This is a genomic window from Streptococcus mitis ATCC 6249 (assembly GCF_000146585.1).
GTDB classification, from domain to species: domain Bacteria; phylum Bacillota; class Bacilli; order Lactobacillales; family Streptococcaceae; genus Streptococcus; species Streptococcus mitis_AZ.
Map to the genome: position 1 here is coordinate 1,409,239 of NZ_GL397179.1, position 22,841 is coordinate 1,432,079.

General features: G+C 41.5%; 13 protein-coding genes and 1 pseudogene. 2 read left to right on the plus strand and 12 right to left on the minus strand.

Going from position 1 to position 22,841, the window contains the following annotated elements; all coding sequences use genetic code 11:
• The 7 genes from HMPREF8571_RS08590 to miaA form a co-directional block, all read right to left on the minus strand.
• Positions 1–1,800 (minus strand): SpaA isopeptide-forming pilin-related protein (locus tag HMPREF8571_RS08590; protein WP_001035131.1); only part of this gene is annotated, 1,800 nt, incomplete at its 3' end.
• Positions 1,801–2,240: 440 nt separating this feature from the next.
• Entirely contained in the window at positions 2,241–9,479 is a 7,239-nt protein-coding gene (bgaA, locus tag HMPREF8571_RS08595) for an LPXTG-anchored adhesin/beta-galactosidase BgaA (RefSeq protein ID WP_000410687.1), read from the minus strand.
• A gap of 250 nt (positions 9,480–9,729) precedes the next feature.
• On the minus strand, positions 9,730–10,485 hold the full coding sequence (locus tag HMPREF8571_RS08600) for an SDR family NAD(P)-dependent oxidoreductase (RefSeq protein WP_001259181.1): 756 nt from the start codon (positions 10,483–10,485) through the stop codon (positions 9,730–9,732).
• 20 nt (positions 10,486–10,505) lie between these two features.
• Entirely contained in the window at positions 10,506–11,435 is a 930-nt protein-coding gene (rnz, locus tag HMPREF8571_RS08605) for a ribonuclease Z (protein ID WP_000354321.1), read from the minus strand.
• A gap of 14 nt (positions 11,436–11,449) precedes the next feature.
• A complete protein-coding gene (locus tag HMPREF8571_RS08610) occupies positions 11,450–12,073 on the minus strand; it encodes a hypothetical protein (RefSeq protein ID WP_000129684.1) in 624 nt (207 codons plus the stop codon).
• Positions 12,066–13,304 (minus strand): GTPase HflX, encoded by a 1,239-nt coding sequence (gene hflX, locus HMPREF8571_RS08615; RefSeq protein WP_000573172.1) that lies wholly within the window; start codon positions 13,302–13,304, stop codon positions 12,066–12,068. Before hflX ends, HMPREF8571_RS08610 begins: the two co-directional genes overlap by 8 nt.
• Positions 13,297–14,181, minus strand: coding sequence for a tRNA (adenosine(37)-N6)-dimethylallyltransferase MiaA (gene miaA / locus HMPREF8571_RS08620; RefSeq protein WP_000850174.1), 885 nt, complete (start codon positions 14,179–14,181; stop codon positions 13,297–13,299). Before miaA ends, hflX begins: the two co-directional genes overlap by 8 nt.
• A 120-nt stretch (positions 14,182–14,301) precedes the next feature.
• Here miaA and HMPREF8571_RS08625 point away from each other — a divergent pair, with 120 nt between their 5' ends.
• Positions 14,302–14,472 (plus strand): DUF3042 family protein, encoded by a 171-nt coding sequence (locus HMPREF8571_RS08625; RefSeq protein WP_001051782.1) that lies wholly within the window; start codon positions 14,302–14,304, stop codon positions 14,470–14,472.
• 42 nt (positions 14,473–14,514) lie between these two features.
• Here HMPREF8571_RS08625 and HMPREF8571_RS08630 read toward each other — a convergent pair whose 3' ends face one another.
• The 3 genes from HMPREF8571_RS08630 to HMPREF8571_RS08640 form a co-directional block, all read right to left on the minus strand.
• Positions 14,515–15,354 (minus strand): thymidylate synthase, encoded by an 840-nt coding sequence (locus HMPREF8571_RS08630; protein ID WP_000158609.1) that lies wholly within the window; start codon positions 15,352–15,354, stop codon positions 14,515–14,517.
• A 97-nt stretch (positions 15,355–15,451) separates the two neighbouring features.
• The gene (locus HMPREF8571_RS08635) at positions 15,452–16,411 is read right to left on the minus strand and encodes an ROK family glucokinase (RefSeq protein ID WP_000078552.1); all 960 of its coding nucleotides are present in this window, start codon (positions 16,409–16,411) and stop codon (positions 15,452–15,454) included.
• Positions 16,412–16,536: 125 nt separating this feature from the next.
• Positions 16,537–19,002 carry an Ltp family lipoprotein gene (locus HMPREF8571_RS08640; protein ID WP_000748588.1) on the minus strand — a complete coding sequence of 822 codons (2,466 nt, stop codon included), beginning with the start codon at positions 19,000–19,002 and terminating at the stop codon, positions 16,537–16,539.
• 156 nt (positions 19,003–19,158) lie between these two features.
• On the opposite strand from HMPREF8571_RS08640, the pseudogene HMPREF8571_RS11130 reads away from it, so the two are divergent.
• Positions 19,159–19,541, plus strand: a pseudogene (locus HMPREF8571_RS11130) (IS30 family transposase); the annotation flags it as partial.
• Between the two features lie 199 nt (positions 19,542–19,740).
• Here the strand turns inward: HMPREF8571_RS11130 and HMPREF8571_RS08645 are convergent.
• Both HMPREF8571_RS08645 and pabB read right to left on the minus strand, forming a co-directional pair.
• Positions 19,741–21,000: an Ltp family lipoprotein gene (locus HMPREF8571_RS08645; protein WP_004240306.1), complete on the minus strand. Its 1,260-nt coding sequence runs from the start codon at positions 20,998–21,000 to the stop codon at positions 19,741–19,743.
• 103 nt (positions 21,001–21,103) lie between these two features.
• The gene (pabB, locus tag HMPREF8571_RS08650) at positions 21,104–22,825 is read right to left on the minus strand and encodes an aminodeoxychorismate synthase component I (protein ID WP_004240307.1); all 1,722 of its coding nucleotides are present in this window, start codon (positions 22,823–22,825) and stop codon (positions 21,104–21,106) included.
• Between the last annotated feature and the right edge of the window lie 16 nt (positions 22,826–22,841).

Consider the following 22,841-nt stretch of genomic DNA (forward strand, 5'->3'; position numbering starts at 1 on the left):
TGCTTCCTCATGGAAAGTGTAGATCCCTGGTTCAAGATTCAATTGCTTAGGTTGGTCAGTTGAAGTCCAGCTTTCTACAGCTGTGCCTTCTGCCTTGTCGCCCTTGTAGATCTTAATCTGTGCACCAGCGATTTCATTTCCTCCAAGGTTTACCTTACTGAAGGTAATTGGTTTTGGACTAGTATCCTCTTTATCGGTAATAGTCAGAACTGGACCAGCTGCAAGAACAGTGTCATCAGCTCCCTTATTCTTAATAGTGATAGAACCGTCAGCATTAACAGTAAAAGTAATATCTCCTACAATTTGATATCCCTCTGGAGCATTGAACTCTCTTAGAGTGTAGGTCCCTGGTGCCAGCTTAATCACTTTAGAAGTGTCAACTACAGTAGTCCAGTCTGCAACAGGTGCCTCTTCAAGATTGACTGTATCTCCACTATAGATTTTCAGTTCCGCTCCTGGAATTTCTTTTCCATTTGGATCCACCTTTTTGAAAGTAATCTCTTTTTCAATTGGAGTCTTCGGAGGTGTCTTCTTATTTTCAATTCGACGTTCTACTGATTTGTCTGAACCAAACTCATCTGGAGAAATTTTAATATCTTCAGTTAATTTGTCATAGCCAAGAGGAGCAGTTACTTCACGAATTGTATAGTTGTCTCGCAACAATTTGCCTACACTAGCGTTACCATCAGAATCTGTTGTCAATCGTCCAACAACAGCTTGGTTACGATCACGAATTACTTCAAAAACTGCGCCTTGCAATGGTTGACCTGCTTCGTCTACCTTATGAATTTTAATGGTGAAAACATATCCTTCCGCAACACCACCTGCAATCTGGTAGATACGTGTGCTAGTTGATTGTTCATTCTCACTACCATTGTAGCTCATGTTGGCTACGTTCGTAATTTCCTCACCATCGACTAGATCATAATTCGCTTTAGCTCGATACTCGATCATATAACCAAAACCATTAGTATCTCCTAAAGGAAGGGTGAAACCATCACCATTCGCATTTACTACTAGTTGGTTTTTAAAGGTTTCGGTCATATCCTGAGCATTGGACCAATTCCAGACTCCGTTATTCCAGCTCCAGTTTACTTTATAAATACGAAAAGTATCTGGTAGGAATGTCATATTTGGAGAAGAGAAGGCATCTTTGATAGTGACATTACTATAATCAGCCATATTTCGGTTTACAGTAATATTGTAACGAATTACATTGTTAGGATCTCCTCCCTGTTGAAATGAACTCTTTTCGATTTTCGAGTCATATTTTCCTGGAGGGCCGTTATAACGGATCTTTCCTGCAAATAGAACTCTATGTCCTACAGTAATATTGACATCAAGGTCTTTTTCTTCTGAAACAACGTCATGGTCAACTCGGACATAGACAAAGAATTTCCCCCTAACGCCAGAATTATTCTCAACAAATTTTGTATAAGTGAGAGTAATTGTTTTGCTAGCTGCATCTAAACGACCAGTAGCTACAAGATTGTTAGAAGCATCTCGTAATTCAATGTCTGAAGAGTTTGAAAATGTAATCTCTGATGGCAATTGAAGTGTTGTTGTATCACCTTCATGCACCGTATTATCTGGCAAAACAAAATCAGCAGTAAGACGGAATTCTTGCCAAATATCCAATCCTTGCGTTAATGCTTCACCAGATCTGTTTTCAACACCAACACTAGTGATCACATCATTATACTCTGTCGCATGTACTTGCGTCAGAGGGGCAAATGATTGGAGAATAACTCCCAAACAAAGAATAAGGATCTGAATCCAAGATCTTATTTTCTTGTTCATTTAATCTTCCTTTCTTATAATATTCAGTTGTAAATGTACAATGTAATTGTAAGCTAATTGATTGTCCCCAACTAATCACCATTCTCCTTTTTCAAGCGAAAATTATTAGCCACATTACATACACATTTTATCATACTATGAAGAAAAAGGCTAGGACTATCAAACAAATTTTTACAGAATAATTTATTTTTTCTCTCTATTAAGAAATGATCCTTTTCCTTTAAATTTACTCGTTGACAAGCTAGTATATACCAGTTAAAAACCAATACGATAAACAGTATATTTTTGCATATTTTATTTTAAAAATGCATTTTCACTTATTTAAATACGTCTTTTAGAATGGCATTGTTTATGCTAACATTACTAATTCTGTCACAAAAAAGACCAGGAAAACCTGGTCTTTCTTAGTCACCGCTAGATTCATATTCTAGCTAGTTCCTCTAATCTTCTTTTTTGCCTTTAGTGGCGACTAATCCTGCACCCAAACCGAGAAGAGCTAGGCCTGCTGCTACTGCTGCTTGGCTTGCTGCACTTCCTGTATTTGGCAACTGCTCTTTTTGAGCTTGATTAGCTTTACTTGAAGCAATTTCTTTTGTATCTGCTTTTTCTGATACTTGTGGTTTTGTTGCTTCTTGAGGTACTGGTTTGGTCATTTCACCAGCTGTACCGACTTCGACGATGCGATCCTGAGCCATAACTTTATCATAGCTTTCTTTTTCAGTTCGCTTGCCATTTTCAACTTCGATCAAGTGAACACGGATACCCTTTTGACCTTCTTTGAGAACACGAGTTTGACCTGCTGGAAGTTTATCATTCTTTTGTTCCTGAACTTTGAAATCAATGATTTCTTCTTCTGAGATAAGCTCTGGAAGATTAAGAACGAGGTTCTTAACTTCGTCTTCTGGAAGAGAAGTTCCTGGTTTAGTACCAACTTCTACTATACGATCTTGAACAGCGACTTTATCGTAAGTTTCTTTAAGCTGACGTTTTCCATTTTCCACTTCAATCAAGTGAAGACGGATACCTTTTTGACCTTCTTGGACAACACGAGTTTCTCCTAGGTACAACTTATCAGACTTACGCTCCTGAACCTTGAAGTCGATGGTTTCTTCTTCAACTACAAGTTCTGGTCTGTTAAGGACTAGGTTCTTCACTTCGTCTTCTGGAAGAGAAGTTCCTGGTTTTGTTCCAACCAAGACGATGCGGTCTGTCGGAGTCTCTACCACTTCACGAAGTTTTTCTTCCTTAGTGCCGTCAGGATTCATCGCTGTGAAGATACGTTCCTTACCAACTACTCCTTCTTGTTCTACTCGAGTTTCTCCTAGATACAGCGTTGAATCCTTTTTCTCAACTGTCTTGTAGGCCAAATCGTTTTCAACAAATTCGAGTTTTGGAAGTTCTTCTTGTACAGCAGCAACTGTCTTCTCAGAAACTGGTTTTTCCTTGGTCAACTGGATACGGTATTCCTTGACTTGTTTTCCACTTTCTGAAACAAGACGAACAAGTACTGGAAGGCTATCATCTCCGCTATCTACAACTGTTGAAGCCACTTGGTCTGTTTCCTCAACTGAAACTTTTGGACGTTGTCCGCTATAAGTTACTTGATAGTCTTGACGGTTTTCAGCGAAATCAGGAAGTTCTTTTCCATCTACAAGAATCTTCGATTGAGTGCTTTCTTGAGGCAATTCGCTTGGAGCAAGGAAGGTCATCTCAATTATCGCAACACCCTTCTTATCCGCTTTGCGCTCCATACGCCATCTCATGGCTTTGGCTTTGACAGCTTTAAAGGTAACGTTAATTTCATCACCGGCTTCAATGTCTTTATCCGCACGATAAGGAACAGCTTCCCAATTTTCTGGATTGTTGAATGGATGGTCTGCGTCGTAGGCTTGGTAGTTTGAATAGTAGGTTGGCACTTCAAACTCTGGACCGACATAGCGTTCTAAAACGAGTTTAGATGGTGCATCCGTACCACTATCTGCAAAGAAGTGAAGTTTAGCTTGAGCAACAGTCCGTTCTACAATCTTACCATTTTCACGGAAGATCACACCCGCTGATACTTCTGGATTAGAAGATGGTGTTGGAGACCAGTTTGTCCAACGACGATTTTCAGAATGATCTCTATCATTGATATAGTCAACACGGTCATGAGAACTGTCGTCAATATCATTAGTTGCTGAGGCAAAGGCTTGGTTACTATTTTCATCATAGTTAGGGTTTTCTGAGAGGGCCTCACCAAGTTTGTCTGTCACTCGTACAGAGAATTCCGCAACGAGGTCGCTACCAAGGACACGGCCTCGAACAGTAAATTGACCTGCTTTTGTCAGATTTTCTGCTGGAACTTCTTCCCATTCAACTGCCAAGTCTTTTGTTTCATAACCATCTTTACCTGTGAAGTAAACCGGAACCTTAGTTGGCAATTCAAGTGGTTGACCTACTTGTACCAAACGTGCTTGTTTAACCGCAGCAAGAGGTTTACGAGAAAGTAAGTCTTTGTCCTTAGTGAAATGTAGACGGTATTCTCCTAAGATGTCGCCATTTTCAGCTTTCGCGATGACACGAACTGGCTCACCTTCACGAACGCTTGGAACAACCGTCGCAAGACCATTGTTGCTAACACTGGCTGTTACTGCAGGAACTTTTCCATCTACAGACTCAAGATAGTAGTCTGTCAAATCAGGGTTGAAGTTTGCTAAGTCTTTACCGTCAACTTGGATTCTCGTTTGTCCTTGTTTGGCTGCTGCGACTTGTTTCGCAAAGATTTGTACCTCTGTGATAGATGTTCCTTTCTTGCTATCAAGTCGAACCATACGTATGCGAACCGCATAGGTATCAACTTTATCAAAACTGAAATGATTCATTTCTCCAGCTTTTAATTGAGCTGGTGCTTTGAGATTGCTTACCTCTTTCCAGTTTGCAGGATCGTTAAAGACATGGTTTTCCTCACCTACAAAGCTAGGATTTTTAGGAGCTGTTGGAACAGTCTTACCAACATAATACTCAATCACATAAGACTTAGGTACACCAACTCCGTGGTCTTCGTGGAATCCGACACTTAGATTATCAACAGAACGTTTGCTCAAGATACCTGAATCTCCGAATAGGACACCGACTGAAGCTTCTGGATTAGTACGATTCCAGTTTGTCCAACGGTTGGCTGGTCGGTCATTAAAGGAAATCAATTTATCGTTGACATTTGAAACAGGGTCGCTTGGATTTGAGTCTGAAGCAAAGGCAAGTGGCAATTCTGAACCTGTCCATTGGTCAGAAATATTTGCTCCTTGCTCAGTTTGAGCAGACACACGAACATGAAGTTTGGTAGTTAATTGCGTACCTTCTAGGCGACCATTAACTGTAAAGACACCTTCCTTGGCGTATTGCTCTGAACGAATCGTATCCCAAGTAACCTTGGCAGCTGAAACGTGACCATTTGAATCGTAGGTACGAACACTTTCTGGTAATTGTGGCGCTTCTGCGATTGGTGTTGTCACACTGACTTCTTCAACTGAAACGATACCTTCTACAGAGACTTTAGCACGCGCTTCAAGGTCAATTCCTTCAACTTTACCTAGAACTTCAAAGGTTTGATAGTGATCTAGTTTTTCTTTCGGAATAGCTTGCCAAATGACTTTATGAGTTTTAGGGAAACCTTTGTCATACTCAACAGTTACTGTTGTTGGAAGAGTAGGTTCTTGATGCAAGTCTGTCACTACATTTACTGGACGGATAGATTGCGCAACCTTCGTCTCAGTATTGGCTTGGATAGTGAGTTCAACTTGGCCTTTAGCTCCCTCATATTCCGCTTTCAGAGTGACTGCTCCTGGCTTATGTAACTCAAGCATTCCTTTACGAACTGCGACTTCCCCTTCACCACTTGTAGAGAAGGTTACTTTATCAGCTGGTAAAACTGCTTGTGTTCCGTCTTGATAGTGAGCGAGTACAGACAATTTCACTGTTTGGTCTTCTTTAAGACCGTCAGCTTGCTCTACTTGTAAGCTCAAGTGGTCAATTTTTGGTGCTTCTTCGAGGAACTGAATAGCATAGGTTTGAAGAGGGCCACCATCATTTGGTTGAACAAAGATGCTTGCACGCATACCGTTTGCTGCGCTTGCTTGCACCACTGTAACAGATGCATTTTCAGCACTTGCTGTGACTTTAGGCAACTCAGCTCCATAAGCAAGAGTTCGGTATTGCATTGGATTTTGAGTAGTAAGACCAGTGACAGATTCGCCACCTACAGTTACATTTGGTGTTACAGGTGCTGCAACATCACCGTCTCCTACTACAAGGGTAGCGTGAATAGTCTCACCACCTAGTTGGCCAGTCATTGGAATACGTGATCCTGCAACTGACAGTTTAGCTCTATCTGCTTCCGCAATCTCCCACTTATCAACTTCGTATTCTTGTACGCTTCCATCCGTAACAGCAATAGAAACGTATTTGTCAACAGCGCTCAAGTCTGTTCCTGGAGCAACACGCTTAACAGTTGGAAGCTCATTTGCGATTGCTAGAATTTCGACACGGGCCTCAACTTCGCGTCCGTCTGCCATACCTTTAACAGTCACAACTCCTGCTTGGCTCACATCAACTGAAGACCAAGTTACTGGACGTTTTTCATGACTGCCATCACTGTAGATAAAACCGACTGTCTTCGGCATTTTTGGCTCTTTCTCAATAACAGTACGTACTTTTGGTACTTCTGTCCCGAGAACGGTCTTTTCTTGGTCTTCTTTTTTACCAGTAAAGACCGTTACTTGACTAGATTTCAAGAGATCTGAATGGGCTGTTAATGTGAATTTACCTGCTTGTTCAGTTGATTTGACAATGGCAACACCTTTACCGTTAAAGGCTCTGCGAATCCAAGAACCATCTGGTTGTGCCTTATAACGTTCACGGCTGGCTTGTTCCCCATTATCGACACCGACAAGTTGACCTTGACCATGCAATTGGAAGCGAACCAGATTATTAGCAGTTGGGACTACATTACCTTGGCTGTCTACAATTTCGTAGTAGATGTAAGTCAAGTCTTTTCCATCTGCAGCGATTGCGTGTTCTTCCTTGATGAGACGAACACCTGCTGGTTGGCCTGCAGTGGTAATCTTGTCACGTGCAATTTCTTTACCAGCTTCATCACGAGCTACTGCTTCTAAAGTACCTGGTTGGTAAGCAACCTTCCACTCAAGGTAGAGTTCCTTGGCATTGGCACCCTCTTGGTAAGTTCGTCCATCGCTAGTTTGTTTTTTGTTGAAGGTCTTAACTCCGAGAGATTGACCGTTCAAGAACAATTCAACACTTGCAGCATTAGAGTAAGCGCGAACTGGAATCTTTCCTTGTGCATCTTCTACTTTAGAGGCCAAGTCTCTATTCTCCCAGTTCCAGTGAGGAAGAAGGTGAACCATTGGTTTCTTCTTAACAGAAACCCATTGGCTTTGGTAGAGGTAGAAGTCCTGTTTTGGAATACCCGCTGTATCTACAATACCAAAGTAAGAACTCTTAACTGGTGTATGGTTTTGGTTGTGCCATGGTGTAGGCTCTCCGATATAGTCTGTACCAGTCCAGATAAATTGTCCTGCGTAACCAGCATTGTCACGGTCAAAAGTCCATGAATCTGTTGCCGTTTTACCCCAACCAACACGGTCATTTCCATAATCAGACTGTTCATAATGACGCTCAGGTCCGTTACTATGTTTCAATTCCTGTTCAGGGCGATAGTAACTTCCACGTGTACGGGTAGCTGAAGATGTCTCAGAACCATAAATCAACCAGTTAGGATGTTTTGCACGAAGAGCTTTGTAGTTGTCTTCAGAATAGTTGAATCCAACCGCATCCAGTTCATCAGCAATTTTCTCATGTCCACCACTACCATTACCGAAACGGAACTTATCTGCTCCCATGGTAACATAACGAGTTTTATCAACATCTTTAATCACTTTTACCAAGCGTTTAACTGTTGCAAGAGAGTGAGCCTTTCCATCTGCTTCACCGATTTCATTCCCGATAGACCACATGAAGACAGCTGGGTTATTTTTATCTCTTTCGACCATGGTACGAAGATCATAGTCAGACCATTTTTCACCTTTTCTGGCTTCTGGGTGAGTGGCATCTTTTTCAAAGAAACGTCCGTAGTCATAAGGTTTCTTGCCACCATACCAAGTATCAAAGGCCTCTTCCTGAACCAGCAAACCAAGTTCTGCTGCGATTTGCAAGGTCTGTGGACTTGCAGGGTTATGAGTTGTACGGATGGCGTTAACGCCCATCTCCTTCATTTGTTTGAGACGACGGTATTCTGCCTTATAGTTTTCTTCTGCTCCAAGCGCTCCGTGGTCATGGTGCAAGGAAACACCATGGAATTTAATGCGTTCACCATTCAAAGAGAAACCTTCATTTGGAGTCCAATGATAGTAACGGTAACCAAACAGATCCTTCTTAGCATCAACCAATTGACCGTCACGGTAAACACGCGTAATCAATTCGTACAAGGCAGGTTTATCATTTAAAACGGTCCAGAGTTTTGGTTGTTCAACTTCTAAAATCGCATCAAGACTTGTTGACTCATGTGCTTTCAAGGTACGGCTCGCTGTACGAACCAAGCCTGTTACAGCCTGACCACCACGTTCAACGATTTGATACTCTGCCACCAATTCATGGTCTTTATCATCTGTATTGACGATTTTGCTGGCTACATGCGTTTCAACCTTGCCATGTTGCTGTTGTTCTAGTTTTGGTGTTAAGATGGTTGTACCATTTTTCTCAACATGAACCTTATCTGTCACTTGCAAGGTCACATCACGGTAAATACCGCTACCTGAGTACCAACGACTACTTGGTTGTTTGTTGACTGCATGGACAGCAATCACATTCTCACGACCATCTTTGTGAAGGTATTTGGTAATATCGTATGAGAACTGGTTATAACCATTTGGATAATGTCCCACCAACTGGCCATTGACATAGACTTGAGAGTCCATGTAGACACCATCAAAGGTCACACGAACATTTTTCTTGAGATCTTTTTCATCAAGTTTAAAGGTCTTACGATACCAAGCTTCACCACCATTGAGCTGTCCACCTTCGTTTTGGGCAGGTGATTGATGGTCAAAATCGTTAAAGATACTCCAGTCGTGTGGGAGATCCAATTTTTGCCATGTTGATACATCTGCATCTGATTTCACAGCTTCTTTAGGATTCGCATTGAGTTTAAAGTGCCAATTTTGATTAAAATTCACTTTTCTATCTTCAATCATTTGATTAACTTCTTCATTTGTCGCAGCTTTCAACTCTTCCTTGACAGGCTTTTCTTGACTTGAAGCTTGAGATTCTACCTTTGGAGCTGTTTCTTCAGGTTTTAGTGACGCTTTCTCCTCTTTTGGAGCTACAGGTTCATCTTCTTTCTTCTCTGGTTTGCTTGCTTCAATTTGAGCAGCTTGACTTTGATCAACACTTGCAACATCCTTGTGCTCTGCTACAGTTTGATCTTCTTTCTCCTCCACTGCCGGACTTTCCTCTTTTGCTTGTTCCACAGTGTGAGTAATCGGAGTTTCATCCGCGAAAACTGGTGATTCTCCAATGACACTTCCTCCAAATAGAACCGCACAGGTTCCAATCATGACAGAGCAAGCTCCTACAGCAAACTTACGAATACTGTATACTCTTTTATGATTCCAAAAGCCTTTTTCCATAAAATCCTCCTTTAGTAACCGCTTCCATTTCTTTGTAAGCGCATTACTTTTCCATAGCCTTTTATCCTTATTTTATAAAATAATATAGGAAATTTCAATACCCTAAACACAAAAAATCATATTTTTGATTGTTTTTTCTAAAATTTGTAGAAGATTCAAAAAATGTGAATGTAGATTTAGAACAAAAACAAACAAATGTTTGACACTCAGTTCAATATTATAAAAAAGTTCCTTTTGTAAGGAACTCCTTTTACTTATAATTAAAGATTCCCCCTGCCAACTTATCAGCTAGCTTGGGAAAGATAGTATAAAATATGTGAGCTAAATTGAGTAAAAAAGGAAGATTGAGTTCTCGTTTATTTTTCCCTATGGTTTTGACAATCTTTTTAGCAACCGTATCTGGTTCTAAGAGGAATCGGTCAACAGACTTGAGGTAGCTTCCATCTGGGTCTGCCTGGTCAAAAAATCCTGTACGGATAGGACCTGGATTAACAGTCGTCACATAGACACCATAGGGCATCAGTTCAAGGCGTAGAGCATTGGAAAAACCAATAGCCGCAAACTTAGTCGCTGAGTAGAGACTGGATTTCCCTGTAGCCATCAAGCCTGCCATGCTAACGATATTGATGATATGCCCTTTTCGGCTCTTCTTCATATGACGAGCAATAAGACGAGACAGGTTCATCAAGGCAAAGGTATTGACCTCGAACATCTGGTGAATGTCTTTGTCAGAAATCTTGTCAAATTCTTCAAAAATTCCGTAACCAGCATTGTTAATCAAGACATCAATCTTGCCATAACGGAGATAGAGGTCAGCTACCAGAGCTTCTAGGGCTGAGTCATCAGTAATGTCGATTTCAATCCATTCCACATTAGGATGATTTCCGTAGAGTTGAGCTAATTTTTCCTTGTTTCTACCTAGTAAGATGAGTTGGTCATCTGGCAAAAGTTTGACCATTTCTTGGGCTAAGCCACCGCTAGCACCGGTAATCAGAATAGTACGCATACTTATCCTTTCTCAATCTTCTAAATTTCCACTTCTTCCAAGTCTTTAACCACATGGACATTTTCAAAAACAGTTGCCGCATCTTTCTTGAGCTGACTGATATCTTTTGAGAGGAAACGAGCACTGATATGATTGAGCAGGAGGCGCTTAGCACCTGCTTCAGTTGCTACTTGTGCTGCCTGCATATTGGTTGAGTGACCGTGATTGCGAGCAATTTTTTCATCTCCCTTGCCATAAGTAGACTCATGGACAAGGACATCAGCATTGACAGCTAGACGCACACTGGCATTGGTTTTTCGGGTGTCACCAAGGATGGTGATAATCTTACCCGGACGGGGAGCTGAGATATAGTCAACTGCCCTGATTTCAGTTCCATCTTCGAGAACAACATCCTGACCGTTTTTGATTTTTCCAAAAAGCGGGCCAAATGGGACACCAGCTGCCTTGAGTTTTTCAGCATCTAAGGTTCCTTCTAAGTCCTTTTGCATGACACGATAACCAACGCAGAAAATAGTGTGGTCCAGCTCCTCTGCATACACAGTGAATTTATCGGTCTCAAGGATTTTCCCTAGAGAATCTTGGTCAAACTCATGAAAATGAATGCGGTAAGGCAGACGAGAACCTGACACACGAAGACTGGTTAAGACAAAGGACTTGATCCCTTGAGGTCCGTAGATGTCCAAATCTGTCTGCTCTTCATTGGCCTGAAAGGCACGGCTAGAGAGAAATCCTGGCAAGCCAAAGATATGATCTCCATGCAGGTGGGTGATAAAGATTTTGCTGACCTTACGTGGTCGAATCGTGGTTTCCAGAATGCGATTTTGCGTCCCTTCTCCACAGTCAAAAAGCCAGACTTCGTTAATCTCGTCCAAGAGTTTCAGGGCGAGACTTGAGACGTTGCGGGCTTTAGAGGGCTGACCAGCCCCTGTTCCTAAAAATTGAATATCCATTCGATACTTTCTAATTAATCAATATATAACATGGCTGTGCGATTTTCCGATCGGAAATAGCGCTTGCCAGAAAAAGCAACAGCTTCTTGCAGTAAATCCTCTTGACTGTAGCCTTTGAGACGCTTGCGACCATCTGCTAAACTTTCCAAATCAGTCAAAGCTGTGAGACTTTTTACGCTAACAACTTCTTCGTCTCCGGCATCCTTCATGTAAATCTTACCAGACTCCACAAAAACTAGCTGATGGGGAAAAATTTGCGCTATCTCAAAGAGTAATTCATCCGTAATTGCTTCCTCAGTCTCTGAGAAAATGCGACCTAGTCCTTCTTTCTCGTAGCAAAATCCAAAGGATTTACCAGATAGATTGAGGCGAATAAAGGGCTTGCTTTCTTCCGTGAAACTTGGTTCAACATTGTAAAGATTTAGTTCTTTACTGACTTCCGCAAAATAATCGGTCGCAGCCTCTGGGCTCTTTTTCTGGTACAGCTCGGCAAAGTAGGCATTCACTACGCTGGGTGGAGGTGTAATGAGAACTAGTTGCTCCTCTTCAGACCTACCAGCTAAAAGCTGGTCCAGATAGACCTTGTCTAAACTTGTATAGCCACCATACTTGAGAGCTAATGATTTGATATCAGTCATAAAATTCTTCTAATCTCCATTTATTTTTCTCGGAAATGTAGCCTCTGATGACTTCTCCATCATCTTGGTAGTCACGTTCTTCAAGAATCGCAACACTTTCCAAATCATGAATCTTGTAAGATTTAGAAAAAGGCAGGCGCAGGGTAAATGATTCAAAAATTTCCTTGATTTTATCTAGCAGTAAAGCCTGCAACTGTTCTCGACTATCTTTAGACTTTGCTGAAATCAGAGCATATGGCGTTTGAGTAGGCATAAAGTCCTCCACCAAATCCGCTTTATTATAAAGAGTCAGGCGAGGAATATCCTCCATGTCTAAGTCTTTCACAATAGACAGAACCGTTTTTTCATGCTCTTCGTGGTAAGGATTGCTGGCATCGATGACATGGACCAGGAGATCAACATGCTTGCTTTCTTCCAAGGTAGACTTGAAACTTGACACCAACTCAGTTGGCAGGTCTTGAATAAATCCAACAGTATCTGTCAAGGTTACCTGAAGATTGCCTCCCAGATGGATGCTTTTAGTCGTCGCATCCAAAGTCGCAAACAACTCATCTGCCTCATACTGGGTCTTACTGGTCAGAGTATTCATAATGGTCGATTTCCCAGCATTGGTATAACCAATCAAGCCAATCTTAAAGATGCTTGACTCCAAGCGTTTTTCTCGAACTGTCGCCCGGTTTTTCTCAACCACTTTGAGTTGGCGTTCGATATCTGTGATTTGGTTGCGAACACTACGACGATTCAGTTCCAGCTGGCTTTCACCTGGACCACGGGAACCAATTCCCCCTGCCTGACGGCTAAGCATAATCCCTTGACCGACTAGACGAGGTAGGAGGTATTTAAGCTGAGCCAAATGAACTTGGAGTTTTCCTTCATGGCTTCGAGCTCTCATGGCAAAGATATCCAAAATCAACTGCATACGGTCAATAACTTTAACACCCAACACTTCCTCTAAGTTGACATTTTGACGAGGTGTCAGACGGTTGTTGACGATGACAGTCGTAATTTCTTCTGCATCCACCATTTGAGCAATTTCTTCCAACTTACCAGATCCAACAAAAGTCTTGGAATCATATTTTTCACGTTTTTGTCTGTAACTATCTACTACGACTGCTCCAGCAGTCTTAGCCAGACTGGCCAACTCTTCCATGGAGAGGTCAAAATTATCCATGCCCTGCAGCTCAACACCAATCAGCAGGACTCGTTCCTCTTTTTTCTCCGTTTCAATCATTTAAAAACTCCTCAATCTGACTTAAAATGCGGTCCTTCACGCCAGACTCTCCGATCTGATAAAAGGTCACCTGCATGCGATTACGGAACCAGGTCAGCTGACGCTTAGCAAAACGACGCGTTGCCTGTTTGAGACTCTCGCTGGCTTCCTCGAGAGTCTGCTCCCCACGAAAATAAGGAAAAAGTTCCTTGTAGCCAATTCCTTTGGCAGCCTGCACATCTGGATAATGGTCAAAAAGCCACTTAGCCTCGGCCAAAAGCCCGGCCTCAAACATCAGATCCACTCGGTGGTTGATACGTTCATAAAGCTGACTTCGCTCATCATCCAAGCAGATAATCAGTGGTTCATAAGGACTTTCCTGATTTTCCAAATCCTGACCAAAATGGACAATTTCCAAGGCACGCATGGCACGACGACGGTTAAACTGGGGAATTTCAAGACCTGCTTGCTTCACGAGATAGGCTAATTCCTCATCTGAGTAAGGCTCCAAACTAGCCCGGTAGGCTACAATCTCCTCATGAGGTGTCTCCCCACCTAGATGGTAGCCTTCCAGCAAGCTTTGGATATAAAGCCCTGTTCCACCAGCAATAATGGCTAGCTTGCCACGGCTTTGAATATCCTCAATAGCCCTCTTAGCTTCCGAAACAAAATCAAAAGCCGAGTAAGACTCGGTCACCTCTCTGACATCAATCAAATGATGAGGAGCAGCAGCTTGTTCCTCTGGACTAGCCTTGGCCGTCCCAATATCTAGCCTTCTGTATACTTGCTGACTGTCACCGCTGACCACCTCTCCACCAAAGCGCTTGGCCACTTCAATAGCAAGGGCAGTTTTCCCAACAGCAGTCGGTCCAACAATCACAATTATTTTTGTTTTCATCTTTTTTCCTTGAAAAATTCCCATTTTTTCGTTACTATTATTATATCACAAAAAGGTCGGTCAGAAAAATGCTACCTCTTGAGGAGCCTGGCTGATCGGGAAGATAAAGGAGGAAGACTCATGGCTAAAGGATTCGCTAAAGGTCTTGTAACAGGTGTCGCAGGAACTGTCGCTGCCGTTGCAGGTGCAGTATACGCAATTAAAAAGAAAGTGATTGAGCCAGAAGAGCAAAAAGCAGCTTTCATCGAAGAAAACCGTAAAAAAGCAGCTCGCCGTCGCGTATCACATTAATACACAAAAGAAGTTGAGAAATCTCAACTTCTTTTTATTTTCTTAAATAGCCAAATCAAACTTCAGCTGTGGCTTGACCGGATCATAGTCGACCAACTCAAAGTCTTCCGCTTTGATATCAAAGAAATTGGTCCCATCTGGCACATTCAAGACCAAACGAGGTTGGCAGTTTGACGGCTCACGACCAAGCAATTCCTCTGCTTGTTCAAACTGATTATCATAGATATGAAGGTTGTTGATAAAATAGAAAAACTTCCCAACCTTCCAGCCAAAATGCTTGGCAATCATCATTTGAAGAGCTACGTACTGCATGGCATTGATGTGGTGGGCCACTAGCATGTCATTAGAGCGCTGGGTCAAAGTCGCATCCAGATAGATGTCCCCATCAACCCGACGGACATCAAACATGGTTTGAAAGGCGCATGGAAGGAGGCCGTCTGTCTCCTCAAATGCTTGGTAATCCCATAGTGAGATGATATTACGACGATTCCAAGGGTTGGCTTCCAACTGTTTGAGAATCTTATTGATGATGTCGTGTTTCTTAACGACTGCCCCATAGCGCTCACCGATGGTTCCTGTATCCCCCACCTCCCAGTCATTCCAGTAGTGAACATTGTACTTGCTATTCAGTACTTCTAGGCTATTAGACTGATCTTGGTAAATCCAGAGCACTTCCTTGATGGCAGATTTGATCGCAATCGGGCGCAAGGTTGTGATGGGAAATTCCCCCTTAGATAAATCATACTCCGCAAAGGCACCCGTTATGTACTTGGAATTGGCAACAGTTCCATCCTTGTACTTGGGACGTGCCTGCTCAGAAAAGACACCGTCTTTGAGGATTCGTTCAATATTCTCTTTAAAAATCGTATCTGCTTTTGTCATTTACTCTCACCTCATTTATTGTCCTAACTAGTATAGCATAAAAAAGAAAGGAGGAAAATTACTAGCTTTAAAGTAGTGTTTTTCCCCTTTTATTATCTTATTGCAATACAAGTGATGCTGCTCCAATAACTCCAGCGTCATTTCCTAGAGTTGCAAGAGCTAGTTTAGTTGTTGTGCGTACTTGTGGGAAGGTATTTTCGTCATAAACCTTTTGAACACCTTGGAGAAGGAATTCTCCCGCCGCTGACACCCCACCACCGATAACGATTGTTGAAGGGTTGAGGATTGAACCGATATTGGCACAAGCGATTCCCAAGTAACGTGAGAAGTTACGGTAAACGATCAAAGCAAGGTCGTCCCCTTCTTTAGCCAAGTCAAAAACAGTTTTAGCAGTTACTTCTTCACCGTCGTCGATCAAGCGTTTCAAGGTCGCATCGCCTTCGTATTCATCTGCATAGCGACGAGTCAAGTTGACAATCCCTGTTGCAGAAGCAACTGTCTCAAGACAGCCTTTTTTACCACAAGTACATGCGATTGGTTGGTCAAAGTCAACAGTGATGTGGCCAAGCTCACCTGCTGCACCAGCAACACCGTGAAGCAATTTGCCTTCTGCCACGATACCGCCACCAACACCTGTACCAAGTGTCATAAAGACAACGTCTGGTTGGTTTTCACCAGCCCCCATCCAGCGCTCACCAAGAGCAGCTACGTTGGCATCATTATCGATGAAGAATGGAATCCCCAAGGCTTTTTCAATCTTTTCTTTAATTGGTTGAAGGGTTTTCCAGTTGAGGTTGTAGGCACCGATAACAGTCCCTTTTTCACGGTCAACCACACCAGGTGATCCCATTCCAATGCCTCGGAAATCCGTCGCTGACAATCCAAGCAAGTCCAAACGATGCTGAATAGACTCAATCATATCATCTACAATATGGCTTCCTTCATCCAAAATGTTGGTCTTAATAGACCATTTTTCTTGGATTTCTCCCTCTTGAGTTAAAATTGCAAACTTGATAGAAGTTCCACCAAGGTCAATCCCAATAATCTTTTGACTCATCGTCTTCTCCTTTTTAATTGAAAATGCTTACAGATATAGTATAACAAAATCGTCTCTTTTGTGCAAAGGTTTGCAGGCTACAAGCCAAAATTAAAACATCTCATTTGCTTCACTATTTGTAAAAATTAGTCACCTAAATGTTGAATGGCATAGTTTGCTTCTTCTTTTGTAAATTTTCTAAAATAAGGAGAAGTTAGCCTCTCATAAATTTCTGTCTTTGACAAATGGGCATTCTTTCGGTATTCTCTTGCTTGAATTAAGGCATTTGCCTTATAGTCTGCTTGCAAATGATTGATAGCATATTGTGCAGTGTCACTATTAAAACCTTCAAAAATTAACATCTCATAAATTCTTTTTTTTGACAAATGAATCCTATTATAATCTTGTGCTGTCTTTAAAGCTGCTGAGTATGGATTCCCGGCTGCTGGTTTTGGTTGTCGTACACCATCGTTTCCTACATAGTAACGACCACCATCTACCCATTTACCCCTTACCATTTTGCCTTCAGAATTAACATAGTAACGGCCACCATCTACCCATTCATTCTTGGCCAACTTTCCATCTGATTTATAATAATAGTCCCCTACCCATTTATTGCGGGCAATGCTTCCTTCTGGTGTTAAATCTAGTTTTTGAATGGCATAGTCTGCTTCTTCTTTTGTAAATTTTCTAAAATAAGGAGAAGTTAGCCTCTCATAAATTTCTGTCTTTGATAAATTGGCATTCTTTCGGTATTCTCTTGCTTGAGCTAAGGCATTCGCCTTATAGTCTGCTTGCAAATGATTGATAGCATATTGTGCAGTGTCACTATTAAAACCTTCATAAATTAACATCTCATAAATTCTTTTTTTTGACAAATGAATCCTATTATAATCTTGTGCTGTCTTTAAAGATGCTGAGTATGGATTCCCGGCTGCTGGTTTTGGTTGTCGCACACCATCGTTTCCTACATAGTAACGGCCACCATCTACCCATTTACCCCTTACCATTTTGCCTTCAGAATTAACATAGTAACGGCCACCATCTACCCATTCATTCTTGGCCATCTTACCATCTGATTTGAGATAATAATTTCCTACCCATTTGTTGCGAGCGTAGCTGCCTTCTGCTGTTAAATAATAATATGAACCATAGTTTTTATCATAAATCCAGTCACTTTTAACCTTTTTTCCATCAGAATCAACATAATAACGACCACCATCTACCCATTCATTTTTAGCTCTCTTTCCATCTGATTTGAGGTAGTAATTTCCTACCCAGCCAGACTGAACTTTAGATTGTGATTTATCCTGTTTAGGAGTTGTTTCTTTAGCTTTTTCAGTCGGTTTTTGTGCTGGTGTTTTTGGTTTCTCAGCGGGTTTCGGTGCTGGTGTTTTCGGTTTCTCAGCGGGGTTTTGAGCTGGCGTTTTCGGTTTCTCAGCTGGTTTTGGTGCTGGTGTTTTCGGTTTCTCAGCAGGTTTTTGTGCTGGTGTTTTTGGTTTCTCAGCAGGTTTTGGTGCTGGTGTTTTCGGTTTCTCAGCAGGTTTTTGAGCTGGCGTTTTCGGTTTCTCAGCTGGTTTTGGTGCTGGCTTTGGAGCTGGTTTTGGTGCTGGCTTTGGTGCTGGTTTTGGTGCTGGTTTTGGTGCTGGTTTTGGCGCTGGTTTTGGTTGCCACACACCATCGTCTCCTACATAATAACGACCACCATCTACCCATTCATTTTTGGCCATCTTACCATCTGATTTTAGATAGTAATTACCTTCCCATTTGTTGCGAGCGTAGCTTCCTTCTGCTGTTAGATAATAATAGGATCCATAGTTTTTGTCATAAATCCACTCAGCTTTAGCCATCTTACCATCTGATTTAAGATAGTAATTGCCTACCCATGTGTTGCGAGCGTAGCCGCCTTCTCCTGTTAAATAATAGTATGACCCATAGTTATTGTCATAAATCCATTCATTTTTAGCTCTCTTCCCATTTGATTTGAGATAGTAATTACCTACCCATGTGTTGCGAGCGTAGCTGCCTTCTCCTGTTAGATAATAGTATGACCCATAGTTTTTATCATAAATCCATTCATTCTTGGCCATCTTGCCATCTGATTTAAGATAGTAATTGCCTACCCAAGCATTTTGGACATAGTTTCCCGAAGAATTTAGATAGAAATAAGAATTAGCTTTTTTATCAAAAATCCACTTATTAGTAACTTTAGTACCATTTTCATAGTACGATGAGCCTACCCAACCAGACTGAGCTGTAGATTTGGACTTATCCTCTTTAGGACTTGTATTTTTAGGTTTCTCAGCAGGTTTTTGAGCTGGTGTTTTCGGTTTCTCAGCTGGTTTTGGTGCTGGTTTTGGTGCTGGTTTCGGCGCTGGCTTTGGCGCTGGTTTTGGTTCTGGTTTCGGTGCTGGTGTTTTTGATTTTTCAGCTTGATTTGGCGCCGAAGTTGTATTCTCTTTTACAACCTTACCATTTTTAGACACATCCTTTTCTTGAGCAGAAACATGCTGAGCCGAAAAAGGAAAGGCTCCAGTTGTATCTGTAAGTGAAATGAGTCCCAGTGTTGCAGTTGCTAAGCTGGTTACTAAAAATTTTTTTGATTTTTTCATAAAAATCTCCATTGTTTTAATGATTTATACCTATAGTATACCATATGCTTAATTTTTTTACACTCAAATAATAACTATTTATGAAAGCCCTATTTTAAAATGAAGTGCAACACAAAAGACATGTTCATCTGATATACTAGAGTTACGAAAAACAGTATAAAGGAAGATGAACATGTCCACTCATTATTCTCATACAAGCACTTATCTGAAGCTGAGCGACTAGAAATTGAAGCTTATTTAAACATAGAACTCAAACCTGCTGAGTTTGCTCGTAGACTGGGGGAAACTGCTCTTCTATTACTCATAAAATGAATCGTGGTTCCATAACACAAGTGAAATAAGTCAATGGGCAGAATATCTATTACCTACACCATTATGCAGATGCTACCCATAACCGTTATCATTATGCTAGAGAAGCCAGCTATTATTTGAAACTAGATCGTTTATCGGACGACTTTCTGAAAGAATTTACAGAAGTAATGGGAGAGAAACCAACGGGACATAGCATAGATGCCTTTGTTCACACCTATAAACTTCAACCCCTTTTTGAAATTGGAAAATCCATTCTGTTCTGAGTGGAAAGACAATAGGAGAACCTTCTATTTTGAACTTGGCTATAGTCCGCAAAAAAGCTGTTTGAGTGAACTCAAACAGCTTTAAAGATACTCTCTTAATTAGAGGAACAACTTTGTTACACTTGACTTGTCAATCAGTGTTAAAAATAGTTATTCTAAATAATTAGTCGTCAAGATGTTGAATGGCATAATTGGCTTCTTCTTCTGTAAATTCTTCACCATAAGGCGAAACCAACTGATCGTATATTGCATCTTTCGATTTATTAAATTGTTTTTGGTAAATTTTAGCCTTTGCTAAGGCATTTGCCTTATAGTCTGCATTCAAATGATCGATGGCATATTGTGCGGCATCACTTGTAAATTTTTCTCCATATTGAGAAGTCAATTGTTTGTACAAACGCTTCTTAGACATATTTGCCCACGAATTGTAATTTTTTGCTTTCTCAAGAGCATTTGCATAGTCTGTTTTAGTCTGGTTAGAGCTGGACTGGCTAACTGACTGATTTTGCCATAAGCCATCAGAACCTACAAAGTAACGTCCACCATCAACCCATTCATTCTTGGCCATCTTACCATCGGACTTGAGATAGTAATTACCTTGCCAACTGCTTTTAGCATATGATCCGTCAGATTTGAGATAATACCAGCCTTGGTAACCTCCATCATAAATCCACTCGCTTTTAGCCATCTTACCATCGGACTTGAGATAGTAATTTCCTTGCCAACTGTTCTTAGCATATGATCCATCAGATTTGAGATAATACCAGCCTTGGTAGCCTCCATCATAAATCCACTCGCTTTTAGCCATCTTACCATCGGACTTGAGATAGTAATTTCCTTGCCAGCTATTCTTTGCATAAGTACCATCTGATTTGAGGTAATACCAGCCTTGGTAGCCTCCATCATACACCCACTCGCTACTAGCCATCTTACCATTGGACTTGAGATAATAATCACCTTGCCAGCTATTCTTTGCATAAGTACCATCTGATTTGAGGTAATACCACCCCTGGTAGACGTTGTCATAAAGCCATTCATTTTTAGCCATCTTACCGTCTGACTTGAAATAGTAATTTCCTTGCCAGCTGTTTGTAACATATGATCCGTCGGATTTGAGGTAATACCAAGCACCGTCACGATTCACCCAACCACTAGTTGTTCGACTAGATTGAGAATGAGATTGACGTGGTTTAAAAACACCTCGAGGGGCTTTTGAGCGTTCACAGGCAACTCCGTCACCATCTTTGTCTAGTCTAGAAGAATATCCAGGCTCTCCTCTATGAATATCAGAGTAGCCATTTTGCCATGCTTCTGTGCAACTAGAAAAGTGAATTGTATCATTAGCAAAAGTCGGTTGAGCAAGTATTGTCAAAACAGATAAGCTAGCTAGACTCGTTTTTAAAAGAAAAGTTTTTTTCATCATTTCCTCCTTTAAAAGGACATCGTTTTCTTTTTATTTTATCAAACTTAATTCAACAATTCAAATTATTTAACATATTTATCATGTTGTTTTTAAATTTAAAGGATCATTTAGGATTCACTTCCAACTCATACAAACCTCTGACTGCGTTACAGCCATAGATAGTCTCCGCTTGGTTCAAGTCTGCCAAAGTCAAAACTTTTTCCTCTACCTGTCCTGTTTCCAACAAATGCTGACGATAAGTTCCTGGTAAAATTCCTAGACTGGTAGGCGGTGTGTAAAGTTTTCCAGCAATTTTCAGAACTAGATTCCCGATAGACGTTTCCAATAGCTCTCCTGCCACATTATGGTAAATGATTTCCTGTTCCCCTAAGCTCAAGTGCGGTCTGTGAGTGGTTTTGAAGTAGGTAAATGGCGTTTGCAAATCAGCTTCTTGCAGACAAAGTTTGGCTTTGCAGAAGGTCGGACTGAGAGGTGCTAAGATTTGGCGACTGAGTTCTATCTCTCCAGATTTGCTGAGACTAATTCGTAAACGGTAGTCTTGGTGGGAATCACAAGCTTGACACTCTTCCTCTATCTTTTGTCTCAGTTCTTCTAGATCAAAAGGATAAGCAAAATAACGACTCGCCTTTGTCAGTCTTTCCAGATGTTGATCTTCAAATAGCAGGCTCTTCTGGCTGACTCTTCCTGTAGTAATCAATTTGAAACGAGCTTGTTTACGATAGAGAACAGCCGCCTTTTGATGCACTTCACGGTATTCAGACTCCCAGGTGCTATCCCAAGTAATCCCTCCGCCAACTCCATAAATGGCTTGGCCCTTGTAGAGTTGAATGGTCCGAATGGCGACATTAAAAATCCGTCGCCCATTTGGAAGCAAGAGACCAATAGTTCCACAGTAAACCCCTCTAGGTTGAGGTTCCAAGTCCTTGATGATTTCCATGGTCGCAATTTTCGGAGCTCCCGTTATGGATCCACAAGGAAAGAGAGAGCGAAAAATGGCAACCAAGTCCACATCCTCTCGCAACTGACTCTTGATAGTTGAAGTCATCTGCCAAACTGTAGAATACTGCTCTACTTGGCATAAACGCTCTACATGCTCACTGCCCACTTCAGAAATACGGTTCATATCATTTCGCAAGAGATCCACAATCATCATATTTTCAGAGCGATTTTTAGGATCCTGTTCTAGCCAACTAGCTTGGGCAAGGTCTTCTTGGTCAGTCACTCCCCGCTGGGTTGTTCCCTTCATTGGACGAGTCGTTAATTCTCGGTCATTTTGCTCAAAAAAGAGTTCTGGACTCATGGAAATCACTGCCATCTCATCATGTTCAACATAGGCATTGTAACCCGCCTCCTGCTCTACCACCATGCGATTGTAGATGGCAAAAGGATTGGCACTCAAGTCTTGCTTGAGTTGAACAGTGTAGTTGACCTGATAGGTGTCCCCCTGACGCAAATGATGGTGAATCTGGGCAATAGCTTTTTCATAGTCTGCTGCAGACGTTACTTCCTGCCAATTTGAAGGCAGATCTACTTCCTCATAAGTCAGAGGAATAGGGGATGTTTCCACCCTATCGTGAACGGTAAAGTAAAGCAAATACTCGCCCAGTAGAGGAAGCTTGTGAACTGCTAATTTCTCCTCAAAAGCAGGTGCAGCCTCATAGCTGACATAGCCCACGACATAATAGCCTTGCTCTTGGTAGCTTTCCACTTGCGCCAGCAAATCTGCCACTTCTGATAAATCTCTCGTTTTTAACTCTCTGATCGGCTGGGTAAAGATGTATCTCTCCCCCAAAGCCCTAAAATCAATCACTGTTTTTCTATGCATATCTTAAGTATAGCAC